Source organism: Thioclava sp. FR2, assembly GCF_051200875.1.
Lineage (GTDB): Bacteria > Pseudomonadota > Alphaproteobacteria > Rhodobacterales > Rhodobacteraceae > Pseudotabrizicola.
This window is the reverse complement of record NZ_CP195191.1, coordinates 449,851-474,059: the sequence shown is the minus strand read 5'-3', so window position 1 is coordinate 474,059 and position 24,209 is coordinate 449,851. Positions and strand designations below refer to the sequence as shown.

At 55.6% G+C, this 24,209-nt stretch carries 26 protein-coding genes; 17 read left to right on the top strand and 9 right to left on the bottom strand.

Annotated features, from left to right (window positions below):
* Nucleotides 1–7: 7 nt before the first annotated feature.
* Nucleotides 8–715, bottom strand: coding sequence for a GntR family transcriptional regulator (locus ACSBLW_RS02180; RefSeq protein ID WP_435258609.1), 708 nt, complete (start codon nt 713–715; stop codon nt 8–10).
* Nucleotides 716–816: 101 nt separating this feature from the next.
* Between ACSBLW_RS02180 and uxaC the strand changes: the two genes are divergently transcribed.
* From uxaC to uxuA, 9 genes are all read left to right on the top strand, one after another.
* Nucleotides 817–2,223 (top strand): glucuronate isomerase, encoded by a 1,407-nt coding sequence (gene uxaC / locus ACSBLW_RS02175; protein WP_435258608.1) that lies wholly within the window; start codon nt 817–819, stop codon nt 2,221–2,223.
* 26 nt (nt 2,224–2,249) lie between these two features.
* A complete protein-coding gene (locus ACSBLW_RS02170) occupies nt 2,250–3,233 on the top strand; it encodes a TRAP transporter substrate-binding protein (RefSeq protein WP_435258607.1) in 984 nt (327 codons plus the stop codon).
* 112 nt (nt 3,234–3,345) lie between these two features.
* Entirely contained in the window at nt 3,346–3,855 is a 510-nt protein-coding gene (locus ACSBLW_RS02165; RefSeq protein ID WP_435258606.1) for a TRAP transporter small permease, read from the top strand.
* 3 nt (nt 3,856–3,858) lie between these two features.
* On the top strand, nt 3,859–5,139 hold the full coding sequence (locus tag ACSBLW_RS02160; protein WP_435258605.1) for a TRAP transporter large permease: 1,281 nt from the start codon (nt 3,859–3,861) through the stop codon (nt 5,137–5,139).
* 9 nt (nt 5,140–5,148) lie between these two features.
* On the top strand, nt 5,149–5,454 hold the full coding sequence (locus tag ACSBLW_RS02155; protein WP_435258604.1) for a cupin domain-containing protein: 306 nt from the start codon (nt 5,149–5,151) through the stop codon (nt 5,452–5,454).
* A gap of 11 nt (nt 5,455–5,465) precedes the next feature.
* Entirely contained in the window at nt 5,466–6,290 is an 825-nt protein-coding gene (kduI, locus tag ACSBLW_RS02150) for a 5-dehydro-4-deoxy-D-glucuronate isomerase (protein ID WP_435258603.1), read from the top strand.
* Complete coding sequence (gene kduD / locus ACSBLW_RS02145; RefSeq protein WP_435258602.1) at nt 6,287–7,015, top strand: 2-dehydro-3-deoxy-D-gluconate 5-dehydrogenase KduD; 729 nt, start codon at nt 6,287–6,289, stop codon at nt 7,013–7,015. The genes kduI and kduD overlap by 4 nt, the downstream gene beginning before the upstream one ends.
* 14 nt (nt 7,016–7,029) lie before the next feature.
* The gene (locus ACSBLW_RS02140) at nt 7,030–8,442 is read left to right on the top strand and encodes a mannitol dehydrogenase family protein (RefSeq protein WP_435258601.1); all 1,413 of its coding nucleotides are present in this window, start codon (nt 7,030–7,032) and stop codon (nt 8,440–8,442) included.
* On the top strand, nt 8,439–9,611 hold the full coding sequence (uxuA, locus tag ACSBLW_RS02135; protein WP_435258600.1) for a mannonate dehydratase: 1,173 nt from the start codon (nt 8,439–8,441) through the stop codon (nt 9,609–9,611). Before ACSBLW_RS02140 ends, uxuA begins: the two co-directional genes overlap by 4 nt.
* On the opposite strand, the gene ACSBLW_RS02130 is transcribed toward uxuA, so the two are convergent.
* On the bottom strand, nt 9,608–10,828 hold the full coding sequence (locus ACSBLW_RS02130; RefSeq protein WP_435260017.1) for a deoxyguanosinetriphosphate triphosphohydrolase: 1,221 nt from the start codon (nt 10,826–10,828) through the stop codon (nt 9,608–9,610). The genes uxuA and ACSBLW_RS02130 overlap by 4 nt on opposite strands.
* A gap of 83 nt (nt 10,829–10,911) precedes the next feature.
* Between ACSBLW_RS02130 and ACSBLW_RS02125 the strand changes: the two genes are divergently transcribed.
* Nucleotides 10,912–11,238, top strand: a complete 327-nt coding sequence (locus tag ACSBLW_RS02125) for a HesB/IscA family protein (RefSeq protein WP_435260016.1) — start codon at nt 10,912–10,914, stop codon at nt 11,236–11,238.
* A 53-nt stretch (nt 11,239–11,291) separates the two neighbouring features.
* Here ACSBLW_RS02125 and ACSBLW_RS02120 read toward each other — a convergent pair whose 3' ends face one another.
* The 3 genes from ACSBLW_RS02120 to ACSBLW_RS02110 all read right to left on the bottom strand — a co-directional run bounded on the left by ACSBLW_RS02120 (nt 11,292) and on the right by ACSBLW_RS02110 (nt 13,755).
* Entirely contained in the window at nt 11,292–12,224 is a 933-nt protein-coding gene (locus ACSBLW_RS02120) for a DMT family transporter (RefSeq protein WP_435258599.1), read from the bottom strand.
* A complete protein-coding gene (locus ACSBLW_RS02115; RefSeq protein WP_435258598.1) occupies nt 12,221–13,291 on the bottom strand; it encodes a DUF6902 family protein in 1,071 nt (356 codons plus the stop codon). The genes ACSBLW_RS02120 and ACSBLW_RS02115 overlap by 4 nt, the downstream gene beginning before the upstream one ends.
* A 65-nt stretch (nt 13,292–13,356) precedes the next feature.
* Nucleotides 13,357–13,755, bottom strand: a complete 399-nt coding sequence (locus ACSBLW_RS02110) for a hypothetical protein (RefSeq protein ID WP_435258597.1) — start codon at nt 13,753–13,755, stop codon at nt 13,357–13,359.
* A 60-nt stretch (nt 13,756–13,815) separates the two neighbouring features.
* Here ACSBLW_RS02110 and xth point away from each other — a divergent pair, with 60 nt between their 5' ends.
* Nucleotides 13,816–14,595, top strand: a complete 780-nt coding sequence (gene xth / locus ACSBLW_RS02105) for an exodeoxyribonuclease III (protein ID WP_435258596.1) — start codon at nt 13,816–13,818, stop codon at nt 14,593–14,595.
* 6 nt (nt 14,596–14,601) lie between these two features.
* Here the strand turns inward: xth and ACSBLW_RS02100 are convergent, their stop codons facing one another.
* From ACSBLW_RS02100 to ACSBLW_RS02090, 3 genes are read right to left on the bottom strand one after another with little or no spacing between them, the layout of a single operon-like run.
* The gene (locus tag ACSBLW_RS02100) at nt 14,602–15,639 is read right to left on the bottom strand and encodes an ABC transporter substrate-binding protein (protein ID WP_435258595.1); all 1,038 of its coding nucleotides are present in this window, start codon (nt 15,637–15,639) and stop codon (nt 14,602–14,604) included.
* A complete protein-coding gene (locus ACSBLW_RS02095; RefSeq protein WP_435258594.1) occupies nt 15,603–16,973 on the bottom strand; it encodes a sensor histidine kinase in 1,371 nt (456 codons plus the stop codon). The genes ACSBLW_RS02100 and ACSBLW_RS02095 overlap by 37 nt, the downstream gene beginning before the upstream one ends.
* A gap of 5 nt (nt 16,974–16,978) precedes the next feature.
* On the bottom strand, nt 16,979–17,644 hold the full coding sequence (locus ACSBLW_RS02090; RefSeq protein WP_435258593.1) for a response regulator transcription factor: 666 nt from the start codon (nt 17,642–17,644) through the stop codon (nt 16,979–16,981).
* A gap of 138 nt (nt 17,645–17,782) precedes the next feature.
* On the opposite strand from ACSBLW_RS02090, the gene ACSBLW_RS02085 reads away from it, so the two are divergent.
* From ACSBLW_RS02085 to ACSBLW_RS02060, 6 genes are read left to right on the top strand one after another with little or no spacing between them, the layout of a single operon-like run.
* Nucleotides 17,783–18,748 (top strand): Bug family tripartite tricarboxylate transporter substrate binding protein, encoded by a 966-nt coding sequence (locus ACSBLW_RS02085; RefSeq protein WP_435258592.1) that lies wholly within the window; start codon nt 17,783–17,785, stop codon nt 18,746–18,748.
* Nucleotides 18,748–19,188, top strand: a complete 441-nt coding sequence (locus tag ACSBLW_RS02080) for a tripartite tricarboxylate transporter TctB family protein (protein ID WP_435258591.1) — start codon at nt 18,748–18,750, stop codon at nt 19,186–19,188. The genes ACSBLW_RS02085 and ACSBLW_RS02080 overlap by 1 nt, the downstream gene beginning before the upstream one ends.
* Nucleotides 19,189–19,198: 10 nt before the next feature.
* On the top strand, nt 19,199–20,722 hold the full coding sequence (locus ACSBLW_RS02075) for a tripartite tricarboxylate transporter permease (protein ID WP_435258590.1): 1,524 nt from the start codon (nt 19,199–19,201) through the stop codon (nt 20,720–20,722).
* A 12-nt stretch (nt 20,723–20,734) separates the two neighbouring features.
* Nucleotides 20,735–22,093 (top strand): acyclic terpene utilization AtuA family protein, encoded by a 1,359-nt coding sequence (locus ACSBLW_RS02070; RefSeq protein WP_435258589.1) that lies wholly within the window; start codon nt 20,735–20,737, stop codon nt 22,091–22,093.
* Nucleotides 22,090–22,386 carry a DUF4387 family protein gene (locus ACSBLW_RS02065; RefSeq protein ID WP_435258588.1) on the top strand — a complete coding sequence of 99 codons (297 nt, stop codon included), beginning with the start codon at nt 22,090–22,092 and terminating at the stop codon, nt 22,384–22,386. Before ACSBLW_RS02070 ends, ACSBLW_RS02065 begins: the two co-directional genes overlap by 4 nt.
* Nucleotides 22,383–23,417 carry an AbrB family transcriptional regulator gene (locus ACSBLW_RS02060; protein WP_435258587.1) on the top strand — a complete coding sequence of 345 codons (1,035 nt, stop codon included), beginning with the start codon at nt 22,383–22,385 and terminating at the stop codon, nt 23,415–23,417. The genes ACSBLW_RS02065 and ACSBLW_RS02060 overlap by 4 nt, the downstream gene beginning before the upstream one ends.
* A gap of 3 nt (nt 23,418–23,420) precedes the next feature.
* On the opposite strand, the gene ACSBLW_RS02055 is transcribed toward ACSBLW_RS02060, so the two are convergent.
* Entirely contained in the window at nt 23,421–24,209 is a 789-nt protein-coding gene (locus tag ACSBLW_RS02055) for a crotonase/enoyl-CoA hydratase family protein (RefSeq protein ID WP_435260015.1), read from the bottom strand.

The following is a 24,209-nucleotide window of genomic DNA, read 5'->3' as shown; positions in this document are numbered from 1 at the left end:
AAACCGCTTAGTCATTGAATGGCTCACCCTCAAAGTACTGCTCATGCTCGGCGCGAATCCTTCGGATCTGCGTCTTGATCCGGACCAAATGCTCATGCATCTCGGCCATCGCCCGCGCTGGATCGCGCGCTTTGATGGCTGCCATGACTTTCAGGTGATCCCCAAAGGCGTCACCAGAAGCGAACGACAATGACAGCATCCGCACACGATCCATATGGGACTTGTTCTCGCGGATGATCTCCCAAGCATAACCGTGCCCGGATCTTTCGCAAATCTCACGATGGAACCGGTCATCCAACTCGTGAAAACGCGGTGCATCACGATCTGCCACGGCTTCCCTTTGGTCTTCCAAGACCTGATCCAAAGCGCGCATATCAGCGTCGGTCAATTGCTCACAGGCGACTCTTACTGTTTCCGCCTCGATCGCCGATCGAATGAACCGAGCTTGCATGACTGCCTTTTCGGAGATTGCGGCCACCACGGTCGCGCGTTGCGGGCGAATTGTTAGGAACCCTAAGACAGACAATCGGTAGAAGGCGTCTCTAACCGGTTGGCGCGATACGCCCATGATCTCCGCGACATCCGCTTCTGACATTCGCGTACCTGGTGGCAATTCCATCCCGACGATCTGCCGATGCAGTTCTTCAAAGATGGCATCCGTCACCGACGGGCGTGAGATCGGCTCAAGCGCTTTCTTCAGCGCGGCATTGGTCATTTGACCCTCCGTTGACAGGTCTTCCAAGCTAGCATATTAGTTTGCTAGACGATTAAAAAGCTTTCTTTCTCATGAAAGCGACAAAGGGGAGAAAATATCAAGTGTCGCTGCTGAATCCTGATCGTTTACTGCCCTTGGAATCATCCGCTCGCGGTTTGGCTCGGGCCCTTTACGATACGGTCGCGACACTGCCGATCATTAGTCCCCACGGCCATACCAACCCAAAATGGTACGCGACAGATGAGGCATTCCCCGATCCTGCCCAGCTTTTCGTAACCCCAGATCATTACGTCTTTCGCATGCTTTGTTCTCAGGGCATTGCCTTAACAGATCTTGGCGTGCCCCGGGTCGATGGCGGCCCAACCGAGACTGACGGGCGCAAGATCTGGCGTTTGTTTGCGCAGAACTATCATCTCTTTCGTGGCACCCCGTCTCGACTTTGGCTGGACCATGCTTTCGAAACGGTTTTCGGCTTCGACCAGCGCCTGTCCGCTGCAACGGCGGATGACTACTATGACCGCATCGACGCCGCTCTGAAAACGCCAGCATTTCGTCCTCGCGCCTTGTTCGAACGTTTCAACATCGAGGTCATCTCAACGACTGATAGCGCTTTGGACGACCTTTCATGGCACAAGATGATCCGTGAAAGCGGTTGGCAAGGCCGGGTGGTTCCTGCCTATCGCCCCGACGCCGTTGTCGATCCAGATTTTGCAGGATTTTCTCAGAATATCGCGCGACTGGGAGAATTGACAGGAGAGGACACCGCGACTTGGGCTGGCTATTTGTCTGCACATCGCAAACGTCGGGAGGCGTTCATCCAGCTTGGCTGCACTTCATCCGACCATGGACACGCGACTGCCCGCACCGAAGATTTGTCCCAAGACCAAGCGGCCGCACTTTTTGAGAAAGTGCTGAGCGGCGCGGCTTCAGCAGATGAAGCGGATGCGTTCCGTGGGCAGATGCTGACAGAAATGGCGCGTATGAGCCTGGACGACGGTCTGGTTCTGCAAATCCACCCCGGATCGCGACGCAACCATTCCGGCGGCGTGATGTCCATGTTTGGCAGGGATAAGGGTTTTGATATACCGGGGCGCACCGATTACGTTGCGGCTCTTCGCCCCTTGCTGAACGCCGTCGGCATGGATCCTCGGCTGACGGTCATCCTCTTCACGCTAGATGAAACCAGTTATGCGCGCGAACTGGCACCACTTGCTGGCGTCTACCCCGCCCTCAAGCTTGGTCCGGCGTGGTGGTTCCACGACTCTGCTGAAGGTATGCGCCGTTTTCGCGAGGCGACTACGGAAACAGCAGGTTTCTATAACACGGTCGGCTTCAACGACGACACCCGCGCCTATTTGTCGATCCCCGCGCGCCATGACGTCGCGCGCCGGGTGGATTGCGCCTACCTCGCTACGCTGGTCCAGTCCGGACGCCTTGCCGAGGATGAAGCATACGAGGTCGCCCACGACCTTGCATATCGGCTTGCAAAACTAGCCTACCGGCTTTGACAGCCAAATTTAACGGGAGGAAGTAAATGACCAAATTCAATCTGACCGCTGCCATTCTTTTGGCCAGCTCTACCTTGGCAACTGCCGCATTCGCTGAATGCGAAGTGACACTGAAATCTTCGGACACTCACCCCGACGGTTATCCTACTGTCGAAGCCGTCAAGGTGATGGGCGAGAACTTGAAGGCAGCCACCGGCGGCCGCATCTGCATCGAAGTGTTCCATTCGGCCCAGCTTGGCGAAGAAAAAGACACGATTGAGCAGACGAAGTTCGGCGTTATTGACCTGAACCGCGTCTCGATGGGGCCGTTCAACAACCAGATCGAAGAAACAAAGGTGGTTTCCCTGCCTTATATCTTCCGCTCCACCGATCACGCACACCGCGTGCTGGATGGTGAAGTCGGACAGGAAATCCTTGCTGCCTTTGAACCCCACGGCTTCGTTGGCCTAGCCTATTATGACGGTGGATCGCGCTCGTTCTACAACAGCCAAAAGCCGATTGCCTCCATGGCCGATCTGTCGGGCATGAAGGTCCGCGTTATGCAATCGGACGTCTTTGTCGACATGATGAGCGCGCTTGGCGCGAACGCGACACCGATGCCTTATGGCGAGGTTTACTCCTCGATCCAGACTGGTGTTATTGACGGCGCTGAAAACAACTGGCCGTCCTATGAATCGTCGGGCCACTTCGAGGTTGCCAGGTACTACACTCTGGACCAGCACCTAATCGTTCCGGAAATTCTTGTGATGTCAAAAGCTTCTTGGGACAAGCTGAGTGCAGAAGACCAGGCAGCCGTCAAAGCCGCTGCAGCGGCCTCGGTGTCGGTCAATCGTGAACTTTGGGCCGCTCGTGAGAAAGAGTCGGAAGCCAAGGTCCGTGCCGCGGGAGCGGAGATCATCGACAACATCGACAAGACTCCCTTCATCGAAGCGATGGTCCCTGTGTACGAAAAGCATGCAAACACGCCTAAGCTGAAGAGCCTAGTCGAACGCATTCAGGCAACCGAGTAAACGGCGCCGGACACCGGGGGCTTGCGCCCCCGGTTACCCAATTCAATTCAACAAGTTGCTTGATAGAGTGCAAGCAAACCTCAGGATCGAGGAGGTCCGGGTGGAACGTGGAATGCTGAAAGTCGCAGTGGTGATGGACCACGTTGCGCGAGCGGCACTTTGGATTGCCGGTGCAGGTTTGACAGCGATGACCGCCATTATCACGGCTCAGGTCTTCTTTCGTTATGTCCTCAACGACTCGATTATCTGGAGTGAGCCCGCCGCTGTTATCTTGATGGGTTGGTTCATCTTTCTCGGTGCAGCCGTTGGCATTCGCGAAGGCTATCATTTGTCCTTCGATGTTCTGCTTTACCTCTTGTCTGAACGCGCAAAGCTCGTGCTTTACAGCATCTCTGATCTCGTCGTCGCAGCTTTTGGGTTTGGGATGGTGTGGTTCGGTTGGCAGTTGATGGCCGCGGCCTACGGTATCACACTGCCCTCTCTCGGAATTACCGGCGCGGTCGATTTCATGCCTCTTGTTGGCGGCGGCATACTAATGGTCCTTTTCTCGCTTGAGCGCCTGGCCCGTCGTGCAGCAGGACTTCCAACCGCCCGCTTCGGCGAAACAGAGATCGAGGAATAAGAAATGGAACTCTGGGTTCTCTTCGGGACATTTGCCCTTCTCCTCGCCATTGGGACGCCGGTCGCTTTTTGCTTGGGTGTCGCCTCTTTTGCCACCGTGCTTTATCTTGAGTTGCCCCCGGTCGTGGTCTTTCAGCGCCTCAACTCAGGTGTCTCAGTCTTTGCCTTGATGGCCATTCCGTTCTTTATCTTTGCCGGTGAACTCATGGTCCGAGGCGACATCGCGCGTCGACTTATCGCCGTTGCCGGAGCAGCCGTCGGCCACCTCCGTGGGGGTTTGGGCCAAGTCAACATCGCGTCATCAGTCCTGTTCGGTGGGATTTCCGGATCAGCCGCTGCCGACGCGTCCGCCATTGGCGGATTGATGATCCCGCAGATGAAGGAGCGCGGCTATGACGTGGACTACGGGGTCAACGTCACGGTCGTTTCTTCCATCATCGCCCTGATGATCCCGCCGTCGCACAACATGATCATTTACTCAATCTCGGCGGGTGGGCGCATTTCGATTGCAGATCTCTTTACAGCAGGCATTCTACCGGGATTGCTCCTTGCCCTGTCGCTGTCTGTTGCGGCCTGGTTCGTTGCCAAGCGGCGTAGTTATCCAACCGAACCCTTCCCAGGCTGGTCTATGCTTGGTCGCCTGTTCATTAACGCGACACCCGGCCTGCTGTTGATCGCTATCATATTTGGTGGCGTCAGGTCCGGCGTTTTCACGGCAAGTGAATCCTCTTGCATCGCTGCCGTCTACGCCCTGCTCGTGACAGTGATCGGATATCGCACCATGCGCTGGGGTGAGTTTGTCGGCGCGGTCAAGGCAGCGGTTCGCACCACAGCGATGGTTCTGTTGGTCATCGGTTGCGCGGCTGCTTTTGGATGGCTGCTCGCGTTTCTGAAAGTTCCCGCAGCAATGATTGACGTGATGCAAAGCGTAAGTGACAATCCAATTGTTGTGCTGCTTCTGATCAACGTAATCCTTTTGATCCTTGGCACCTTCATGGACATGTCACCGCTGATCGTGATCACCACGCCAATTTTCCTGCCTGTCGCCGCAGCCTTTGGCGTAGATCCAGTCCATTTCGGTGTGATCTTGATCCTGAACCTCGGGATTGGTCTTTGCACGCCTCCGGTTGGTGCCGTCCTCTTTGTCGGCTGCGCAGTCGGTAAGATTTCTGTATGGCAGGCCGTTCGGACGATCTGGCCGTTCTATGGTGCCGCTTTTGCCACGCTGATGCTAGTCACCTACGTTCCAGCGCTGTCGCTGTGGCTCCCTGCCCTCTTTCGTTAAGGTGTGACCATGTTTCCAGAAGTCGCATCCGGGACCGACGTTACCCGGCAAGTGCTGGCAGATAGCCCAAAATTGATGACCGTTCGCTTTCGCTTTAATGCCATAGGGGCAACAGGGGCATTGCACCATCATCCACACGTGCAATCCACCTTCGTACAGTCCGGCCGTTTCCGGTTTTCCATTGATGGAAAGGAAATCACTGTTGGGCCCGGAGATGCTTTTGTCATTCCATCCAATGCCGTACATGGCTGCGTCTGCCTTGAGCCGGGTGTGTTGATTGACGGCTTTACGCCGCGCCGCGACGATTTTCTTTGAAAGGACTGACTATGCTGACCGTAGAAACCCGCCCAGCCATTTCGCCAAACGAAGCCAAAGGCATGGACACATCGGCTTTGCGGAAAAATTTCTTGGGCGAAGGTCTGTTTCAGAATGGCGAAATCAGATTGGTCTATACGCATTATGATCGGATGATCGTCGGTGGTGCCGTTCCCTTTGGCAGAGACCTTGTTCTGGATCATGTAAAGGAGTGCGGAACGGCAAGTATTCTTGACCGACGCGAGATGGGTATCGTCAATATTGGCGAAACCGGCGCCGTAAATGCAGACAACCAATCGTTCACTCTGAACAAGGGCGACGTGCTTTATTTGCCGCTTGGTGCAGGACCGGTGACATTCTCTGGCAACGGTCGCTTCTATATCACCTCCTGCCCGGCGCATCGCAAACTTCAAGCACGGTTGGTCAAGCTAGAAGACGCCGCGAAATTCACCACCGGAGCGCCGGAAACAGCGAACCACCGAACAATCAACCAGTTCATCCACCCTGCAGTGATGGAAAGCTGCCAATTGGTGTTGGGATACACTCAATTCCACGGCGGATCGGTCTGGAACACCATGCCGGCACATCTGCATGACCGCCGCATGGAAGCCTATCTCTACTTCGACTTGGATCCAGACCAGCGCGTCTTTCATTTCATGGGAGAGCCTTCGGAAACACGCCATCTTGTCATTGCAAACGAACAAGCAGCCATTTCACCACCGTGGTCGATCCATTGTGGTGCGGGAACGGGAAGCTACACGTTCATCTGGGCAATGGCTGGTGACAACGTAGACTATAAGGATGTCGAGATGGTTGGCATGGGAGATCTTCGGTGACGTCCCCGTTCTCACTGCGAGGTAAGACTGCCCTTGTTACAGGGGCAAATACGGGGATCGGACAAGCGATTGCCGTATCGCTGGCCAAGGCCGGTGCACATGTGATTGCGGCGGGGCGTTCTTCCTGTGCTGAAACGGTTGAAATGACCAAAGGAGAGGAGATTCACCTTGATTTTGCTGACCCGATGGCAGCGCGTGACGTCTTTTCCGGCCGGCCGATTGATATTCTGGTCAACAACGCAGGCATTATCCGTCGGGCTGATAGCACCGATTTCACTGAAGCAGACTGGGATGACGTGATCGACGTCAACCTAAAGGCCGTTTTCTTCACATGTCAGTCGTTCGCCAAGGCCGCATTCGTACGAAGCGCGAGTGCAAAGATCGTCAATATCGCATCCCTGCTCTCGTTTCAGGGCGGCATCAGAGTACCCTCTTACACAGCGTCAAAACATGGCGTTGCCGGGATCACAAAGCTGTTGGCGAATGAATGGGCCGCCAAGGGCATAAATGTGAATGCAATCGCACCAGGCTATATCGAAACCAACAACACAGAGGCTCTCCGCGCCGATGCCGGGCGTAGCGCTGAAATCCTATCGCGCATTCCGGCTGGGCGTTGGGGTCGCGCTGAAGACATCGGCGATGCAGCAGTCTTTCTGGCATCCTCAGCCGCCAACTACATTCATGGGACCATCCTGAATGTCGATGGCGGATGGCTCGCACGTTAAGGAATACACGACCCATGACTTTGCCTCGCCTTTCAAGAAGCGCCCAGACCATTCCAGTGGGAATTGTTCATCTGGGCCTTGGTGCTTTCTTCAAAGCACATGGTGCAATCTACATAGAAGAAGCTCAGTCCCTTTCGGGCGGCGATTGGGGCATTCTGGGTGTCAGCCTTCAATCCCCCTCAATGCGTGACCAGCTTACCCCTCAGGGCGGCACCTACACAGCCTTGGAACTTGGCCCGAAGAAACAAACGCCGCGCCATATTCAGATCGTCCAAGATGTGATTGTTGCGCGTGAAAATCCCTTGGTCGTGCTTGAGGCGATGGCCGCACCTTCGACGCATATCGTTTCGCTGACTGTTACGGAAAAGGGGTATTGTCATGAGCCCGCAACAGGGCGACTAAACGCCGAACACCCCGATATCCTGCACGATATCCAATCGCCACTTCCCGTCAGCGCTCCAGGCTATTTAGCGCGCGCGCTAGACCTTCGCAGGAAAAGAGGGCTTGCCCCTTTCACCGTGCTGACCTGTGATAACCTTCCCCAAAATGGCCATGTCGTTCGAGGAGTGGCTCTTGATCTTGCCCGGCTCATTGATCCGGCACTTGCCGATTGGATTGCGGCAGCGGGCCGCTTCCCTTCTACTATGGTAGATCGCATTGTCCCAGCAACAAAGCCGGAGGACATTGCCCATGTGGGAGAGTTGACGGGGACGCACGATGCCTCTCCTGTCATGCACGAACCCTTCCGCCAGTGGGTCGTCGAAGATAATTTCGTGGGCGGCCGACGCCCTGATCTTGCGAGTGTTGGTGTTCAGTTGGTCGAGGACGTTACCGAATACGAACATATGAAGCTTCGTATGTTGAACGGAACACACTCGTCATTGGCCTATCTCGGCTACCTTGCCGGGCATGAAACAATTTCCGACTGCATAGCGGACCCGGTTCTAAAGCGCTTCGTCAGCTATCTGTGGTCGGCCGAGATCATTCCGGCGCTCACTCCGCCACCCGGCACGGAGTTGGCGCGCTATGCCGACGAGCTTTTGCAGCGCTACGCAAACCCGGCTATTCGTCACAGGACATGGCAAATCGCTATGGATGGCAGTCAAAAGCTTCCTCAACGCATTCTTGGCACCTTGGCCACAAACTTCGCGGCCAAAAGGCCGAGCCCAGGTCTTCTCTTGGCCGTCGCGGCGTGGATGACCTATGTCCGTGGCACTGATCTGAACGGCCAACCAATTGAGGTGAAGGATCCCTTGGCCGCAATGCTGCATGAGGCTTCCAATTCTTCTACCCCTGTAGCGTCTCTTCTCTCTCTGCGCCAAGTCTTCCCACCAGAACTGGCAAAAGACCTCCACTCCCCCCTCGCTGAAACTTATGCGCGGCTCCATCAACTGGGCGCGCGCAAGGCCATGGAGCAGATAGCATGATCGAAAGTTGGCGCTGGTATGGTCCGTTTGATCGGATTTCGCTGCCGGAAATCGCACAAACTGGTGCAACAGGCATCGTAACTGCCCTTCATGAAATCCCCTATGGTGAAGTTTGGCCTCGTGAGACGATCGCCAGCAGAAACACTGAAATAACTTCTGCAGGGTTTGATTGGGTTGTAGTGGAAAGCTTGCCGGTCCATGAAAAAATCAAACGCGGCGAAGGTGATCTTGCGGGATTCTTTGCTAACTATCGTCAATCCATGGCGAACCTTGCCGCTGAGGGTGTGACGACCATCTGCTACAACTTCATGCCCCTTTTGGATTGGACGCGGACTGATCTGACCGCCCCCGTTGCCCGTGGCGGAAGCTGCCTGAGGTTCGAAGCCGCAAAGATGGCTGCGTTCGAGCTTTACATGCTTGGAAGGGCCGAAGCTGAAGCCGACTATTCTGCAGAAGCCCTGCAAAAGGCAGCCATCTGGCATCAACAGGCGACGGAGGAAGACAAGCAAGGGCTACTTCATGCCATAATGTCCGGACTTCCCGGTGCCTATGACCGCTATGACATCGCAGGCCTGAAACAAGCTCTCAGAGGCTATGATGGATTAACGCAGGACGATCTCCGGCAGAACTATAAGGTATTCCTTCAAGAAATTGTCCCGGCAGCAGAAGAGCTTGGCATCAAACTTTGCGTTCATCCAGATGACCCCCCTCGCGACATTCTTGGTCTGCCGCGCATCGTTTCAGATGAGGAGGACATCAGCTTCATTTTGTCAGCCGTTGATAGCCCCGCAAATGGTCTGACCTTTTGCACCGGCAGCCTCGGCGCCAATCCGGTAAATGATTTGCCAAGAATGGCCCGGCGTTTTGCGGACCGCGTCCACTTCGCCCATTTGCGGAATGTTCGAAAAGACCCAGATGGCAGCTTTGAAGAAGCTGCGCATTTGGAAGGCGACACGGACATGCCCGCAGTTATTGCTGCACTTTTGGACGAAAACCGCAAATCGGGCCGCGCCATTCCCTTCCGGCCTGATCATGGTCACGAATTGCTAGAGGATGCAGCAAAAGGCACGCACCCCGGTTACCCACTGGTTGGAAGGCTTCGCGGCCTTGCAGAACTACGCGGGGTGATTGCCGGAATTCGCCACGTGAACGGATGGAATAGGGCCTAAAGTCCTACCCAGTCCCCTGGGCGGGTCAATGTCTGCGCGCCCAGATGAGTGCCCCCGCAAAGCCGGGCATGTTCCTGCAGGGCAAATCGGTCAGTCATTCCCGCGACGTAGTCTGCGACGATCCGTGCCGTATCTGTTGGTGATGAAGCCATAGCCAAATCAGATTGCCATTCTTGTGGCAGCAGATTGGTGTCATTCATGTATCTGTCAAAGAGGTCGCGCACGACAGTCGTGACTTTCGCCCGAACGTCCATGACCGATGGGGCGCGATACATTCGAGTGAACAGGAAAGATCTGATCGCTTTCAGTTCCTGATACAGTGGCTTGGAGAAGCGGATGATCGTAGTTCCCATATGTCTGATATCATCAACCGATTGGGGCTGAGCTGCTTCCAGCCTTCCCTGAGCAACCGCGATCACATCTTCAACCATTCTTCCAAAGACACGGCGCAAGGCTTCATGCCTACGACGCATCATTTCCAATCCGGGATAAAGAGCATCCACCTCTGCATAAGCCGGCCCGGTTACAGGCAGCTCGCGCAAATCCGCTTCGGTAAAAAGGCCAGAACGGAGACCATCATGCAAATCATGGTGTGAATAGGCAACGTCATCAGCAATCGCGGCGACTTGGGCTTCGGCACTTGCGTGTGTCGTCAATTCCAAGTCCCAGGCACGGTTAACCTCTTCCAAGGCATGTGGAAGAGTATCGTGGACGTGTTTTGGATCCGCATTGGGGCCTTGAACCGGGCCGTTGTGCTTGGCGATACCTTCAAGCGCTTCCCATGTGAGATTTAATCCATCGAAATCGGCGTAATGGCGTTCAAGCCTTGTCACGATGCGAAGGGCTTGGGCATTGTGGTCAAAGCCACCGAATGGCTCCATCAGCGCCGCCATGGCATCTTCGCCCGTATGACCGAAAGGAGTGTGGCCAAGGTCATGCGCCAAGGCAATTGCTTCCGCCAGATCAGTATTAAGCCCCAATACCCCGGAGATTGTTCGGGCCACTTGTGCCACTTCGATCGAATGGGTCAAGCGCGTCCGGTAGTAATCACCCTCGTGTTCGACAAAGACTTGGGTCTTGTGCTTCAAACGACGAAACGCGCTTGAATGTATGATCCGGTCGCGATCCCTTTGAAACGGAGAACGAAAAGATGACATTCGTTCTTCATGCAGGCGACCGCGTGAGGCTGTCGGCTGGCAGGCAAAGGGAGCAAGCATGTGATAGGCCAGTTCTTGTTGAAGGCTTTTATCGGCCTTATATTGCATCGTGCCGCCCAAGGATATGTGAACAAATCATGGACCTGACCCTTCCTCCCCGTGTAACAGATCGCGCATTTGCACGTCTTGCCGAAATCTGTGAGTTGACGGGCGACAACAAAGCCTTGCGTGTCGCGGTTGAGGGTGGTGGCTGTTCAGGCTTTCAATATGACATTCGCTTGGATGATCCATCTTCGGATGATCTGGTTTTGGAAAAGGACGGGCAGAAAGTCTTGATCGACAGTGTCTCTCTGCCCTTCTTGCAGAATGCTGTTATCGACTTCACGGAAGAATTGATCGGGGCTCGGTTTGTGATCGAAAACCCAAACGCATCCAGCAGCTGCGGCTGCGGCACCTCGTTCTCGATGTAAAAAAAAAGGGCGCCACCTTAGGCGCCCTTTAAATTCCAATGCGTGGGTGTGAGTCATTCTGCCGGAATGGCCTCGGCGCGTCGGGCAGCCATGCGAGCCAACCGCTCTTCACGGGCCTGTTCGGTCAGTGCGATGATCCCGGCAAGCATGACCATCAGTGCCCCAACCAGGGTAAAGGGGGCCGGAACTTCCCCGAAAAACAGAAACCCGACGATGACCATCCAGACGAACTGAATGTTCATCAATGGCAGCGCTACAGAAGCGCGGAGATGCCGCATGACCAGCACCATCGCCCAGCGAGCAAGGAACAGCAGGGCCGAGTAGAGCATAATGAGGCCCAAATCATAGGCCGACATCGGCTGCCAAACGGTCGGAAGCAGAAAAGCTGCGGTCAGAGCCAAGGCGAGATTTGGATAGAAAACCTGAACCAGCGTATTGTTTTCGATCTTTGCCATCCGACGCGAAATCACGAGCGAAAGCGTTCCCATGAAGGCCCCGCCGAAGCCGCAGATATGGCCAAGGCTAAGACCAGACACGCCTTCTGGAAAAAGCATACCAAGGCCTAATACGCCAAGCCCAAGACCAACCCATGCCGCGGGCTGGATGGTTTCACCCAAAAGCGGACGCGATAGGATTGCCGACATCAACGGCATCAACCCGATGAACAGGAAAACTTCCGCCAGTTGAATATTGGCGACAGCGTAGAAAAAGCCCAAAGCCGCTGCCACAGTCGCCGCAGACCGCAGCGCGAGCAATCTAGGTGCGCGACTTATCAGGCAACTGTTCGGGAATAGCCCAACCCGCGCCCCGGCCCTTGCTGACAAAAGACTTAAGCCTGCCATGATAAGTCCCGACAGGAAGAAGACTTGTGGGGCCTCTAGACGTTCGGCAAGATCCTTCACAGTGCCATCAGCCAAAGTGTTTAGTAGGGTCGACCCCAACAGAAGTAGGACACCGATAAGAATGGGGTTTCGCTCCAGCCTCATGATCTCGCTCCGTATTTCTGTTCACCCGCACGGGCAAAAATCTCAAAGAATCTTTCAAAGCCTGGCATATCTTCAATCGCCGCCAGCCTTTGCCTGCTGGTTTCCGGCAATCGGCCCCAAATCCGCCAGCGCATATGCGACCAATCTGCTGAACGAGAGTCGCCCATCTCCAACAAGATCATCGAGAGGTCGCGCAGCGCCTGCCCCTTCGTCCGATCCTGGTGAATGAGCCTTGCTGATGGAGGGACGAAGTCCGCAAATCCGCGGTCGCCCAACACCGAAACCGCCCAATTCGAAACGAGATACTGGTGATAGTCATCGTCGAATCGTGCCCCTTCGAAACCAGAGGAGAACGTGACCTGCCCGACATCTTTGCGGATTGTCTTCACCCACCTCTCGGGAGGTGTGGCTCCTAGCAAGCAGAGCGCAATGACAACTTCTGAAAGCAGGTCCAGGTTGTCTTCCAGCCAAGCAATCATGCCAGCAAAGATCAAACTCTGCTCTATGGCCGCATCCTTCAGTAAGACCTTTCTTCCGTAATCGGACGCGTGAAAAACGACATGCGTCAGATCGTAGGCAGCACGGCGGTTCGGCAGACAAAAGTTGCGTGATTGGCCAGCAAACTGCATCAGCCTTTGATCCAAATCTGGATCGGCCGCTACATGCGAGCCCGCACGGCGAAGCAGCAGTCTGCTCTCTGCGCGATGAGGGTCCGAAAGCTCTACTTCGGTCAGTTCCTCGTGCTGAACAAACGAAGCCATCTCTTCAAGAGGAAGGTTCGGCATTCCAAGCGCTGAGAGGTCAACGGCAAGTGAGAGATACAGGCGGTAGTATTGTGGGAAGAACCGAAGCTCGGCCATCAGTCCTGACACGATCGGCTCAAAGACGCTCAAATCTAGGTTGCTGATCCGATTGGCGGCTAAGATCTGAACCAGTTCTGCATTTTCCTTCAGCCAGAACGGATCATGACGTTGGCGACGACGCCGCACGAACAAATCCACCAAATCAGGAAAAACCGATTCCGCAGTTGGAACGTGGACACGACGCAGAGTTACAACGTTGGACATTGACCGCCTCATTTCATTTTACATGAGGGGCTGCGGAACATCCGAAGCCCCCCAAGAAAAAAGCATCAAACTTCAGCGATGCTGGTCATCAAGCTGCAAGCACCACCGGCGAACTTGTCATCAAGGTCACCCTCCGCAGCGATGCTGGTCATGGCCGACGTCGCAATGCTGGTCATCATCGACGTAGCAATGCTCGTCATCATCGACGTCGCGATGCTAGTCATCGCGGACGTCGCAATACTCGTCATCATGGTGGTCGAAGTCCCGTCGATCATATCGTCGTGGCGGGTTTCTTGGGCTTCAATACGCAGAGCAGCAGTAGACATATTAACCTCCAGGTTGAATCGTTCTAACAAAACACACGCTAACAACCCTGAAGCGATTCGCAAACAATAATTCACCTTTAAATTGCTTAATGTAGCGACCGCTCCTCTTGGGGATGCAGCAATTGGGATCGTTGCCATGAAACTTGATATCCGCCTTCGTATTTGTGATAGCTTCTCCAATCGGTTGGCGGGGATCAAATGAAGGTAGCAACGTTCAATATTAATGGCATCAAAGCAAGGATCGAAGCTTTGCCAAGATGGCTAGAAACCGCCCACCCGGACGTCGTCTGCCTTCAAGAAATCAAATCCGTCGACGAGTCTTTCCCAAGAGAGATTTTCGAAGACATGGGTTACCAAGTCGTCACCCATGGCCAGAAGAGTTTCAATGGCGTTGCGCTACTCTCTCGGCTTCCACTTGAAGACGTGGTCAAGGGCCTGCCCGGCGACGACAGTGACGAACAGGCTCGATGGATCGAAGCAACAGTCGTCTCGAAGCGTCCTTTCCGCGTATGCGGGCTGTATTTGCCAAATGGCAATCCAGCACCGGGACCGAAATACGACTATAAACTCTCTTGGATGCGGCGCATGGAAAGCCGCATAAAGTTGCTTCTTGACGGGGAAGAGCCTTTTCTGTGCGCCGGGGATTACAATGTGATCCCGCAAGCGATAGACGCCGCGAAGCCTGAAGCGTGGGAAACCGATGCGCTTTATCTGCCTGAAACGCGCGAGGCGTTCAGGCGCATGCTGAATCTTGGAATGACGGAAGCATTTCGCGCCCGGACGCAAGGACCGGGACATTATAGTTTTTGGGACTATCAGGCAGGCGCTTGGGAACGTAACAACGGCATCCGGATCGACCATCTTCTCCTATCGCCGCAAGCTGCTGATCGCCTATTGGATGGTGGTATCGACAAGGCTTGTCGGGCGGGGGACAAACCGTCAGATCATGTGCCTGTTTGGATCACGCTGGACGATTGACCGTGATCACGGTTGCTCCATAGCCGACCGCCATTCATCCAAAAATCTTCTGCGTGTCACACCATCAACATTGGCCAACAGTCCGGGATCCAGCCGAATTGGCCGAAGATGCGGCTTGCGTTCAAAGGCTGCCGCCTCAACCGTCGGCAACCCTGCCCCTTTGGCGATGAGTGCCTGACCTGCGGATGAAAGAAGGTACCGCATAAATGCATCGGCGCCGGCAGCATTAGGGGCATTTCTGGGGATCAGTGCCGTCCTGAGCAAGGTAAGGGTATAATCCTCCAACTCGATAACCGAGTAGCCCTGCCCCCCCCATGCAATCGCGTAAGAACCCAGAACGTTATAGCCGACCAGAAGCCTTCCCTCACGCAGATCGTCGATCATATCTGAGGAACAGCAATAAAGCCGCGCATCAAGACGCCCCATCACTTCGGCCAAGCGCCAGAACGTGTCCGACAAGCGCGCGTCCTGCGCTGCAAACAAATAGCCCGCTCCCGATATGGCAGGATCATAAGATCCGACTTTCCCCCTGAAACGCTCGGGGTTATCTCGTAAAAGTGCGATCAAGTCGCGTCGCGTTCTTGGAACCTCTTGACCGGGAGGGACGGCTCCATCGGCTAGCACCAAAACGACCGGCTCTTGCGCAACAGCAACCAGCAGATCCCGCCACCCGGCCCAATCCGGCTGTTGCCCCAAGGCGTCCTCAGGCAAGGGGGCGGCAAAGCCGTCATTTGCCAACTTCATCTGCAAATCCATAGCCGATGAAATGACGACATCGAACGCCTGCTTCTCTGAAGCAATTGCTTGATAAACCTCTTGGCTAGACGCCATGACATAGTGCAGCCCAGTTTGTGGGTTGGAGTCCAGCCATGCTGTAATCACCGGCTGCAAGATTGAAATGTCGGTCGTTGACAAGACCTTCAGCTGAGGACCGGAAACCGGACCAAACTGACGCTCGTCTTCAATCTCAAAGGCGGCAGCAGTGCAGCAAGAAGCGACGGCAAAGGCTAAGACCGCGCCAAGGGCAAAAGCAAAGTCGCGCAAGCTCCACCTCCCTCTCGTTGTGTCAACGAAAAATTCCCCCCCATGGCAACTGCCGCTTCTTCGACAATCGTCAGACCCAGACCAGATCCGGCCACGTCAGAGACATTGCCCCCACGCAGAAATCTTTGTTTCAGTCGGTCAGGAACGGCATCGGCCAACCCGCGTCCGCGGTCTTTGACGACAACACGGGCCATCCCGGCGTCGACACGCGCAGAAATCTCAACCAGCGTTTCGACAGGCGAATATTTCACCGCATTGTCCAGAATATTGCGAAGTGCTGCCTCCAATAGAACGGCATCGCCGTCCACGGGCATGGTCGGATCAATGTCCAAGACAAAGGTAATGTCTTTCAATCCGGCTGCTGCCTCCAGGCGCCCCGCTACAGCCTTTGTCATCAATGCCAGATCAACCTGAGCCCATTCCTCTTGTTCAGCGCGGTACAAGACCGTCGCGTGATCAAGAAGCTGCCCCACCGAGCGGGCAGCATCATCTGCTGACCGGATCAACCCGCGCAGACGCGCGCGCGTGGCTTCTTCATTCGATTGTCTCAGTGCAAGTTCCGCTTCGTTCCGCATCACGGTCAAAGGCGTCCTGATATGATGCGCTGCCTCGGCGATAAACGTTTCCGTTTGGCTCAAGGTCACGCGCAAACGTCCTATGAACTTGTTCAGCGCCGTCACAAACGGCTTCAATTCGACAGGGGCAGGATGTCGAACCGGTCGCAAATCACGCGGCCCCCGCCGCCCGACGGCCTCAGCCAAACGGTCCACTGGCAAAATTAGCCCGCGTGCGACGAAGAGTGACAAGGGGATAGCTGCAAGAAAAACCGCCAGTCCCAATGCTGCCGCCCGATTGCCCAGATCGGCTGCCACCGCTTCTTGACCTTCACGTGTCTGGCCCAACAGAACCATCGCTTTTTCCGCCCGGCCGTCTACGCGAATGGACCGCATGACAGCAGCAACCCGCAGCTGAACATCCCGGAACGGAACGGTGTAGAACAAAGGAGTCAGTGCAGTGGGCGGCTGATCCGGCAAAGGCAAGTCCTCGTATCCGGTCAGAGTTTCGCCACCGACATCCACGCGGTAAAATATGCGCTCCTCTCCCATAGCAGCCAACATAGAGAATGTTCCGGGCGGAAGATCTATTTCCACGCCGCCCTCAACACTTCGCATTTCTTCGGCAATTCCTTGCGCAGCAGCGCCAAGAATCGCATCCATAGTCGCCTCTGACGCCTCTCCTGCGCCGATCCGTACAGCCAGATAAAGCACGATCGCCAATCCGGCAGAGAGGGCCATCAGTTGCCAGACAAGACGCCGACGTAGCGAAAGCGCCATCGCAATCACCCTTCCGTCAAGCGATAACCAAGCCCACGCACAGTTTCGATTTTTGCGCGGCTCCCGCTCAGTTTCCTTCTAAGACGACCGACATAGACCTCAATCGCGTTGTCACTTACCGGCTCCGAGAAGGAAAAAAGCCGGTCGACCAAATGCTCTTTCGACAAAATTCGGCCTTGCGCTGATAGGAACAGTTCCATCAACCGCATTTCTCTTGAACGAAGATCCCGAATTTCACCCTCGATGGTCAGCGTCGCAGCCAATGGGTCAAAACGAATATCCGCGAACACGCGCTGCGTTTGCGCGGCTCCGCCCCGCCTTCGAAGAACGGCCCTACAACGCGCCTCAAGCTCTGCAAAATCAAATGGTTTCGTAATGTAGTCGTCCGCCCCAGTATCAAGCGCATCGACACGGTCTGTCACAGCCGAACGCGCAGTCATCACGATAACGGGTGTCTCTCGTTCTGCTCTGCGATGGCGCACCAGAAAATCCCGTCCGTCGCCATCGGGAAGCATGATGTCCAGCAGAATCAGGTCATAGCTGGCCGCCCCAAGGCAATCTTCTGCCTCGGCAAGTGTTGCCGCGCAGTCGACGGCATGCCCGTCAAGCGACAGGCGTGCTGCAACTGACCCTGACAGCTCAGCGTTGTCTTCGATCAAAAGAAATCTCATCTTCTCCCTCGCCTGACCGAAGTTTTTCACCGCGTGACAGGTTCATGTCAGCTTTCCAGCTTTGTCTAGTGCTCGCAAGCCCCAAGCGCCGGACATGCGCGACGGGGTCGTGCTTAAGAACCACTGGGAGGAATACCTATGAAAACGACACTTCGCGCCATGGGCTTTGGCGCCGTTGGCCTTATGATGGCCTCGACCTCGGCTTTTGCGACGGAATGTATCGCTCCGGCAGACGCTGGTGGCGGCTGGGACTTTACTTGCCGTCAGATCGGCAAACTGCTGTACGATCTGAAGCAAGTTGACCAGCCCGTTCAGGTGACAAACATGGCCGGTGCCGGCGGTGGCGTGGCCTACACACACGTCGTGACCGAACGTAACGAGGACGCTGATCTGATCGTCGCCGCATCCTCTGCAACCACCACCCGCCTTGCACAGAACGCCTATGCCGGCATGACGGCTGATCAGGTGCGCTTTGTGGGTGCCATTGGTGGTGACCCCGGCGTTATCGTTGTGGCCAAAGACAGCCCGTTCCAGAACCTTGGCGACCTGATCGCTGCAATCAAGGCTGACCCAAGCTCGGTCACCTTTGCTGGCGGATCAGCTGCCGGTGGCTTTGACCACTTGAAGCCGCTCATGGTGCTGAAAGAAGCTGGCTTTACCGATTTTGCCAAGGTCAAGTACATCGGCATGGACGGCGGTGCAGAAGCCATCACCCAAACCATCGGTGGCTTTACCCAAGCGATGACCGGCGACATGTCCGAAATCTCGGGCTTCATCAAATCGGGCGACGTGCGCGCATTGGCTGTCCTGACCTCTGAACCGGTGCCGGGCTTCGAAGATATCCCGACTGCCAAGTCGCAAGGCATCGACGTCGAAGTTGTGAACTGGCGCGGTCTGTATGTGCCGAAGGGTATTTCGGACGACGCGTTCAACGCTTGGGCTGAAAAGCTCAAGGCCGTGGCCGAAAGCGCTGAATGGAAGCAAGTCATGGTCGAAAACGGCCTTGCCCCGTTCACCAAGGTCGGTGGCGATTTCCAAGGCTGGATCGACGGCGTAGTCGCTGACACCAACCAGCTGTCCAAGGACATCGGGGTCATCCAGTGATGGCCAGCGACCGGATCCTTGGTCTGGTCGTGATTTTGGGGGCGTTCGCGTATTTCGCGGGCGCCCTTCAGATCCAGACCAGCTTTCTGTCTGACCCGCTGGGCCCTCGGACCTTTCCAATCGTCATCGCAGTGGCTGGCTTGATCTGTGGCATCGCGATGGTCATGCGCCCAGACGCCGAACCGGAATGGCCCGAGAAAAGGGCATGGATCGGTATGGGTGCGGCATTGGTCGTACTTGTCGCCTATGCCTATACAATCGTCCCGCTTGGATTTCTTGTGCCAACAGCCATCGCCTCTGCATTGATCGGTTATCTCATTGATCCAAAGCCCACCCAAAGCGCGATCATGGGCGCAACGCTGGCTGTCGTGCTGTTCATCATCTTCAAATACGGTCTGGGATTGGGTCTGTTTGCCCTGCCCCGCTGGCTGATCGGCTAAGGAGCGAAATATGGATACCTTGGCAAACCTCGCTATGGGGTTTGGCGTCGCATTGACGCCCTTCACGTTGTTTCTTGCCGTCTGCGGCTGTTTCCTTGGCACGATCATCGGCGCATTGCCGGGCCTTGGCCCATCGAATGGCGTCGCTATCCTTATTCCTTTGGCCTTCGCCTTGGGCTTGGACGCCACGCAGGCGCTCGTTTTGCTTACGTCGGTCTATTACGGCACGATGTATGGTGGGCGAATTTCGTCGATCTTGCTGAACATCCCCGGCGATGAGCCGGCGATGATGACGACGCTTGACGGCTTTCCCATGGCGCGCCAAGGCAAGGCCGGAGAGGCTCTTGTCATTTCAGGTGTCGCCTCATTCATGGGCTCGTTTCTGTCGACAGTCGGTCTTGTTATCGTGGCCCCGATCCTTGCCTCGATTGCCTACCTTTTTGGTCCGGCAGAATATTTCGCTCTGTACCTGTTGGCTTTTGCCACCCTAGGCGGGATGACGTCGAACAACCAGGCAAAGTCAGCCTTCGCCGCATGCCTTGGCCTTGCCTTGGCTATGGTAGGTCTCGACAACGGCGGGATGCCACGCTTTACCGGTGGCAACCTGCACCTGATGGATGGGATCGACTTCCTCGTTGCGATCGTTGGCCTTTTCGCAATTTCCGAGATCTTCATCTTTATCGAAAGTCACGGCAAGAATAGCGCTATCGGGGTAACCTTGGGAAAGTTGAACATTCCGTGGGATGACTTGAAGCTGTCCTTTGGGACCATGCTTCGTGGCACCGGACTTGGCTTTATCGCAGGTATCTTGCCCGGCGCCGGGGCAAGCTTGGGCAGCTTTATGGCCTATATGGCCGAGAAAAGCTATGTTGGCTCAAAAGGCCGGTTCGGCAAGGGTGACCCGCGTGGTGTGGCAGCACCTGAGGCTGGAAATAACGCCGCCGCAGGCGGGGCAATGATCCCAATGCTGACGCTTGGGGTTCCCGGCTCGGGCACGACCGCCGTCATGCTGGCTTTGCTGATGACCCTGAACATCACCCCCGGTCCGCTCTTGTTCAAAGAACAGCCCGAAATCGTCTGGGGATTGATCGCGAGCCTCTTTATCGCGAACATCGTTCTGCTGATCATGAACGTGCCGATGGTGAAGATCTTTGTGAAGATCCTGATGGTTCCACCATGGCTTCTGATGCCAATGGTTACCATGGTCAGCTTTGTCGGTATCTTTTCGTTGTCTGGCAGCTACTTTGACCTTGTTCTGATGATCGCATTCGGCGTTTTGGGCTATTTCCTTCGCAAGATGGATGTCCCGACGGTGCCCGTGATCCTTGGCATCCTGCTGGGCAACGCAATGGAAGACAGTCTGCGCCGCGCGATGGTGATTTCTGATGGGGACATCGCTTTCCTCTTCTCGACACCAATTGCCGTCGGTTTGTGGATTTTTGCGATTGCCGGGTTCGTTGCACCACTGGTCCTGCGCAAATTCCTTCGTAAACCTCCGGTTCCCAGCAGCGATATGCCGCTCGACGCCGATTAAGGAGAAGTCATAATGCCAACCCGCGTTCTGGTGCCTTCGGGTGTTCTTGGCCTTGGCTTCGACCGCAAGGCATTGGCCCGCGGGGTGGCGTTAAAGCCCGATATCATTGCGATAGACGGCGGATCTACAGATTCCGGCCCCTTCTCTCTTGGGGCCGGTCAATCGAAATACTCCCGCGCCGCAACCAAGTCTGAATGGCGCGATCTGATGCTGGCTCGCGCCGAAGCAGGGGTTCCATTGATCATCGGCACAGCGGGCACCTGCGGAGCAGATGCGACAGTCGACTGGATGTACCAGATCACGACCGAGCTTGCCCAAGAATTGGGCCAATCCCTGCGCATCGCCCGCCTCTATTCCAGCCAACCGCAACAGCGAATAGCCAAAGCTTATGAAGACGGCAAAGTCTCGGCTTTGACACCTGCCCCGGCGGTTTCTGCGGAAAACATCAAAGCGATGAGCAACATTGTCGCCCTTGCTGGCGCAGAACAGATTCAAGCTGCCTTGGCCACGGGCGCAGATATCGTGATTGCCGGTCGTACCACGGATACAGCCACCATAGCCGCCCTGCCCCTCGCCCGGGGAGATCATTCTGGTGGCGCGTGGCATGGCGCAAAAATTGCGGAATGTGGCGCCCTGTGTTCGACCAACCCGACTTCGGGCGTCATCATGATCGATTTCGATGAAGCCGGGTTCACTGTCGAAGCAATGCATGAAACTGCACTTTGCACGCCGCATTCGGTTTCGGCGCATATGCTTTACGAAAACTCTGATCCATTCCAGCTTTACGAACCGGGCGGATATCTGGATGTCAAAGAGGCAAAGTATCATGCGCTGGATCAACGCCGCGTCCGCGTCGAAGGGTCCAAATGGATTCCGGGCCGCTACACGGTGAAATTGGAAGGCGCCCGTATCGCTGGCTATCAAACCACGATCATGGCCATCCTGCGTGACGCGCATTACGTTGCACATGCTCGTGACTGGGTCGCGAAACTGACCCAGTTTCTTGACGGCGAAATTCAACGACGGATGGGGCTTGTCCCCGAGGATTACAGCCTTGAATTCCGTTTAATCGGGGCAGACGGCGCCTTGGGGAGCCTGGAAAATCGCACCGGCAATCCCGTTGAAATCGGCGTATTGGGGATCGTTACAGCGCAATCTCAGGCAACAGCGTCGGAAATCGGCAAGTTGATCAATCCTTTCGTCCTCCACTACCCACTGACCGAGGACGAAGAACTGCCCACTTTTGCCTTCCCCTATTCGCCAGCGACCACCGATCGTGGTGCCCTATATGAATTCGCCCTGAACCATGTCTTGGAACTGGACGACCCCATGCAAGCCTTCCGGCTAGAGGTCAGCGAGGTGACGCCATGAAACTTTCTGACACGGTGCTGAAAGTGCGGTCCAAGAATGCAGGGCCATTCTGGGTAACGATAGACATTTTCTGTGGAAGTCCCGAAGCGTTTGGTGCAGTTGTGACGCGCTTATCGACCGAAACGGTTGCCCGGCTCTACGCAACCGAGTTGCAATTGGTGAAACGCTTCGACATCGCAGACCTTAACGTCATCAAATTCTCGATCCCTCGCCCGGTTGTTCAAGGTTCGGCAGCAGATAGGGATATGCACGGCGCACAATGGGCGCATCTTCTTGCCGAGGTTGATCTGTGAAATTTTTGACGGCCCGGCGTCTGACCACCTTTTCCGTCGCAGGAATAGGGGCGGTTGCGTTCGTTCTCATGGGTTTGCCTCTCCCCCTTCTTCTGGGGCCAATGGTGGCTTGTCTGCTTGCCGCTCTCTTCGGGGCAAGGATGCAGGATGCCGGAGTCTTGGGCACCTTCATGCGGACGTTTCTTGGCGTCGCCGTTGGGTCGTCGATAACGATGGAAACCCTAAACCAGATTCCGGATTTCGCGGCATCGCTGTTCTTTGTGCCGATCTTCATCGCTCTTATCGGAGCAATCGGATATCCGCTCTTTCGGTTTGGCTTTGGCTTTAACCATGCCACTGCTTGGTACGCCGCAATGCCCGGTGGCCTTCAGGATATGCTGGTTTTCGGAGAAGAGGCTGGCGGCGACCCTCGCGCCTTGTCCCTTATCCACGCCACACGCATCTTGGTGATCGTCACAGTGGCCCCTTTGGTCATGGTCGCCTATTGGGGCGTAGACTTGACGCAAGCTCCGGGTCGTCCAGCCACAGAAATGGATCCGGTGCAGATCGCCCTGATGGTTATCGCTGGACTTGGTGGTTGGAAGATCGCCGAAAAGGTAGGCCTGTTTGGCGCCTCTATTCTGGGGCCAATGATTTTGACTGCGGCCCTTTCATTGACAGGCATCATCACCACCCGCCCACCGGCAGAAATCATTTGGGCCGCTCAATTCTTTATCGGGATCGCGGTCGGGGTGAAATACAGCGGCATCACTTGGCGTGAACTGCGCATAGATGTTGGCGCCGGAGTTCTGTATGCCGCCCTTTTAGCGCTGATTTCATTGGGTTTCTTTGAATTAATCCACCTGACGGGCGTGGCGCCGGCGTTGGACGCCTTCCTAGCGTTCTTGCCTGGCGGGCAGGCTGAAATGGTGGTTATTGCCATCATCGCCGGGGCTGACCTTGCCTATGTGGTCAGTCACCACCTGCTTCGGATCATTCTTGTGATCCTATTAGCACCAATCGTTTCACACCTATTCGAAAAACGGCCCTAAACCCTATTTCCGCACCCATGGCGCAGTGCGCTTTTCAAAGAAGGCTGCAATGCCTTCTCGGGCTTCATCTGTTTCCCAAGTGTCGGCAAGAGCTTCGATGCTGGCATCAATCATCGTATCAGTCGCACCCTGTCCCAACTTTCGCGCCAAAGATTTGGCGGCAGCAACGGCCCCCGGCGCGGTCGAGAGATAGGGGAACGCCTCGGCTTCTGCTGCTGTATCGAGATCGGCAGTGGGAACGACCTTGGCAACGAGCCCCAGATCCCGCGCCTCCAACGCAGTAAACAGGCGTGCTGACATAAAAACACGTCGCGCCAGACCTTCCCCCATGCGAGCGATGACATAAGGACCAATCGTTGCCGGGATCAGGCCCAGACGTGTTTCTGTCAGGCCAAACTTAACATCCTCGGCGGAAACAACGACATCACAGACCGCACACATACCGACACCACCGCCATATGCCCCACCGTGAACTTTTCCGATCAACGGTTGCGGCAGTTCGTTCAGCGCCTTCAACATCATTGCCAACTTCTTGGCCTCAGCCATTCGCGTAGCTCTGTCCGCCGCGATCTGTGCCTGCATCCACCCCAAATCGCCGCCGGCACAGAAAACGTCGCCAACACCGGAAAGGACGATTGCCCTCCAATCTCGGCGTGGTGTGGCCTTGACCGCGAAATCCGTCAGGTCGTTGATCATCTGTGCAGAAAGGGAATTACGTTTGTCAGGGCGGTTCAGCCGCAGCTGAACGATGCCCCTGTCATCAACCGCGACATCCAACGTTTCGTAGCCCAT